The sequence below is a fragment of the Arthrobacter sp. 10T413_2 genome, assembly GCF_056394205.1.
Window position 1 is genome coordinate 1 of record NZ_JBFTHK010000323.1, and the last position, 2,007, is coordinate 2,007.

Annotated in this window: 2 protein-coding genes; both read left to right on the forward strand. The window is 58.4% G+C overall.

Annotation, left to right across the window (positions count from 1 at the left end; translation table 11 throughout):
- A partial coding sequence (nrdF, locus tag AC1DBQ_RS23110) for a class 1b ribonucleoside-diphosphate reductase subunit beta (RefSeq protein WP_476930719.1) occupies positions 1-832 on the forward strand: 832 nt, incomplete at its 5' end.
- A gap of 505 nt (positions 833-1,337) precedes the next feature.
- Positions 1,338-2,007 (forward strand): OLD family protein (locus tag AC1DBQ_RS23115; RefSeq protein WP_476930720.1); only part of this gene is annotated, 670 nt, incomplete at its 3' end.

Consider the following 2,007-nt stretch of genomic DNA (forward strand, 5'->3'; position numbering starts at 1 on the left):
GTCGTGGGCGACGCTCACCCCGGACGAGCAGCAGCTCACCATGCGCGTGTTCACGGGCCTGACCCTGCTGGACACCATCCAGGGCACCGTCGGCGCCGTCTCCCTGATTCCGGACGCCCTCACCCCGCACGAAGAGGCTGTCTACACGAACATCGCGTTCATGGAGTCCGTGCACGCCAAGAGCTACTCCTCCATCTTCTCCACGCTGGCCTCCACCAAGGAGATCKACGAGGCATTCCGCTGGTCCACCGAGAACGAGAACCTTCAGAAGAAGGCCCAGATCGTCATGGACTACTACCAGGGCGACGACCCCCTGAAGCGCAAGGTGGCCTCGACGCTGCTGGAGAGCTTCCTGTTCTACTCGGGCTTCTACCTGCCGATGTACTGGTCCTCGCGGGCCAAGCTGACGAACACGGCCGACCTCATCCGCCTGATCATCCGCGACGAGGCTGTCCACGGCTACTACATCGGCTACAAGTTCCAGAAGGGCCTGGAGAAGGTCTCCGAGGAGCGCCGGCAGGAGATCAAGGACTACACCTTCGAGCTGCTCTTCGAGCTGTACGAGAACGAGGTCCAGTACACCCACGACCTCTACGACTCCGTCGGCCTGGCCGAGGACGTCAAGAAGTTCCTGCACTACAACGCCAACAAGGCGCTMATGAACCTGGGCTACGAGGCCATGTTCCCGGCTTCCGTCACCGACGTGAACCCGGCCATCCTGTCGGCCCTGTCGCCGAACGCGGACGAGAACCACGACTTCTTCTCGGGTTCGGGTTCGTCGTATGTGATTGGCAAGGCTGTCAATACTGAGGATGAGGACTGGGACTTCTAGGTCGGTGTGAGCTGTCGACCTAATTGGAAGAATGGCACCGTATTGTGAGGTTCCACAGTACTTGGCCATTTTCCAACTTAGATGGCCACGTTTCACAGTAGTTGGCCAACTGTTTCGCGCAGTTGGCCAACCGTGAGGTCTGGGGCGACGGCACTCTTGGTCCCAGGCGCACGATTGACAACGGCGCCCAGTGGCCCTGAACGTCTATGCCTGGGCGTTCGCCGCAGCCTTGGCCGGAACCGGAGCGAGCTAAACCCAAGCCCGGTGGCGCTGATGAGGAAGGCAGCGAGGGCACACACCCCGACGCGATCGTCACCCATGGGCAAAGGCGCAGGCCCAGCGGTGGCACAAGTTCAGGCCAGAGCCAACGTAGCGTAGGACGCATCAAGGCCCTTCTGCGGGCGCGGGGGTAGAAAGTTCCCGTTTGAATCTCAACATCTGTTGGGCGGCGCCGACACACCCAGACAATACCTTCAAATTCGAAAAGTAGCTGTAGGAGAAATCGTTGCCGTTCCCCATCGCTATATCAGTTCTAGGTGCGACGACGCCGATTGAGTTTCAGGCAGGCCAATCTACAGTTATCGTTGGCGCCAACGGGTCCGGTAAAACAAAACTCGCGGTTGAGTGTGAAAAGCAGCTCGGTGTCACCGCGCATCGTATTTCGGCGCAGCGGATGCTATCGATTGATCCGTCAATCGAGAAAATCAGTGAGGAAGCAGCCCGGGCTCAGCTCCGTTACGGATACGCTAAACCGAACGATTTCGGTGGCCCAATGGCAGCGCGTGACAACGCGCGCTGGGGCAGAGCTCAGCCTCGCTTCATACTTGACGATGCAGGCGCACTACTTCAAGTGCTGTTCGGAGAGCAAGCGAATACAGCTGTAAGCGCCTACAATTCCGATGCGGACGGCGTACCTATCGAACGTCGCGAGACTTTAATGCGGAAGCTGAAAGCGATTTTTCGTCGGGTGTTGCCAAACCGCGAGCTAACCATCACGGCAGATGACATCAAGGTTTCGCCMGTTATAGACGGTGGAGTCGGCGAGCATTACAGCGTCACTGAAATGAGTGATGGCGAAAAAGCTGTCTTTTACATGATCGGCCAAACCCTGGTCGCCGACGACTCGTCTGTCTTCATCATGGATGAKCCCGAGATTCACGTGCATCGTTCTATCC